Source organism: Microvirga sesbaniae, assembly GCF_025460805.1.
Classification (GTDB): domain Bacteria; phylum Pseudomonadota; class Alphaproteobacteria; order Rhizobiales; family Beijerinckiaceae; genus Microvirga; species Microvirga sesbaniae.
This window is the reverse complement of the sequence record NZ_JAMXFJ010000102.1, coordinates 1-2005: the sequence shown is the minus strand read 5'-3', so window position 1 is coordinate 2005 and position 2005 is coordinate 1. Positions and strand designations below refer to the sequence as shown.

General features: G+C 60.6%; 2 protein-coding genes and 1 pseudogene. 2 read left to right on the top strand and 1 reads right to left on the bottom strand.

Annotated elements, in window-relative coordinates:
* Window positions 1-210: 210 nt before the first annotated feature.
* Window positions 211-731, top strand: a pseudogene (locus tag OCW50_RS32925) (IS5 family transposase); the annotation flags it as partial.
* 347 nt (window positions 732-1078) lie between these two features.
* The gene (locus OCW50_RS32920; RefSeq protein ID WP_210804890.1) at window positions 1079-1597 is read left to right on the top strand and encodes a transposase; all 519 of its coding nucleotides are present in this window, start codon (window positions 1079-1081) and stop codon (window positions 1595-1597) included.
* Between the two features lie 17 nt (window positions 1598-1614).
* On the opposite strand, the gene OCW50_RS32915 is transcribed toward OCW50_RS32920, so the two are convergent.
* A partial coding sequence (locus OCW50_RS32915; protein ID WP_262300391.1) for an aminotransferase class I/II-fold pyridoxal phosphate-dependent enzyme occupies window positions 1615-2005 on the bottom strand: 391 nt, incomplete at its 5' end.

Here is a 2005-nt window from a genome sequence, read left to right as displayed (position 1 = left end):
TTGATCGCACCACATTCTCTTTCCAGCCCACCTGGCCGACGATCGCTGCGTCCCGAATCTCATCATGACCGGTTCAGCTTTCGACAACCTGACTAACTCCAAAGAATCGATTCAGGATGCGGCCGCGACTGCGGCCTGTGGACATTCAGGGGTCGAGGATTACCGCAGTGGAGAAATTTTGATTCTATTCTGAAAAACTGGAGGTCAGCCTTGAATCGCATGATCCTGAAGGATGAGCAGTGGGAGCGTGTTGTGCCATTACTGCCCGGCAAGGCCGGTGATCCCAGTCTCTCGGGTGCGGATAACCGAGTGGTTCTGGATGCAGTGTTGTGGATCGTTCGCACGGGAGCGCCTTGGCGCAACCTGTCAGAGATGGTCGGGTACTTGAACAGCGTGTTTCGCCGCTTCCACCGGCGGTGTCAGACCAGCGTGCTTCAGCAGGTCTTCCACGCTCTCTCAGGCGATCCCGATTTCGAGTACACGCTCATCGGTGGCCTCATCATCCGAGTCCATCAGCATGGCACGGGCGCCTAATGGGGACTTATGCTCAGGCCATCGGACGTTCGCGCGGCGGCTTGACCACCAAGATCGTGGCCCTGCTGGACAGGCTGGTGGACTTGCACCAATTTCCGGGCCAGCAGCATGATAGTATTGGAGCACAAACCCTGTTGGAGGGCATCGAAATCGGTGCTCTGATTACCGACAAGGGCTTCGACACTGATGCGCTACGCCCAGAACTAGATCCTGTCTGACGGCCCGTGCACCTGCATGAGAGTATGGCTGTTGCTTTGGTGGGGCTCACCATGTTGGAATTACCTCAAAGCTGCCGGCTATGCGTCCGTTTAACCGTCCGATGCTCTAGCCGCCTACTCTACTTCTACAACCCAATCCGACGTCATTTGACGCTCGACTACATCAGTCCGGTTCAGTTCGAGAAGTTGGCCAAATAGCGACCAAACCGCTCTCCACTGAACCGAAGCAAATCCAAAACGCTCTACACGACGCCACCCGCGGGCAGCTGTGTGATCTGCCTGGACGAGATGGGCCGGTCAGTGCGAAGAGTTATGCCGGCCGTGCGATGGTGCAGAGCCGAACGCGACCGGCCGAACGGGCGAAGCAGGAGATCGACTACGGCTGGCGCGCCAAAGGCTATGTCTTTGGCGCGTTTTGTCCGGCCACGGGCGAAGCCTTCACGCATCCGTATCCAGGACGCGGCGGCGCCCACTGGGTCGACTTTCTGGAGCACGTTGAGGCTTGGATCCCGAGTTCGACCAAGCGGGTGTATGCGATCATGGACAACCTGAGTTCACACCGCACCACAGACGTGCTGCTGTTCGTGCTGGCGCACCCGCGCTGGGAGGTGGTGTTCCAACCCAAATATGCGGCCTATCTCAACCTGATCGAGCCCTGGTGGAAGATCCTGCGCTCGCTGGCACTGGCGGGCCGGTGGTTTGAGACCTGGGATGAGATCATTGATGCGATCTACCGCGCTACGGTCTACTGGAATGCGCACCGCCATCCCTTCGTCTGGGGTCAACGCCGCCGGCATCGGCCACGTCGCTCCCCCGGGATCGCCCTGCTGCCGAGAGCCGCATGACTTACCGGATGCACCACTTAGGGTATCACGTTGTCGAGGGTCTGGTCCGCATGGTCGAAGAACCGTCGGATGTTGCGCGCCGCCTGGCGGATGCGCTGCTCGTTTTCCACAAGAGCGATGCGCACGTAATCGTCGCCGTGCTCGCCGAAGCCGATCCCGGGCGCCACCGCCACGTCGGCCTTCTCCACCAGGAGCTTGGAGAATTCCAGGCTGCCCATGGGGCGGAACTTCTCCGGAATCTGCACCCAGGCGAACATGGACGCGGTAGGCACCGGCACCGGCCAGCCCGCCTTGGCGAAGGACTCGACCATCACGTCCCGGCGGCGCTTGTAGGTGGCGCGCATCTCGCGGATGCAATCGTCCGGCCCGTTCAGGGCCGCGGTCGCGGCCACCTGGACGGGCGTGAAG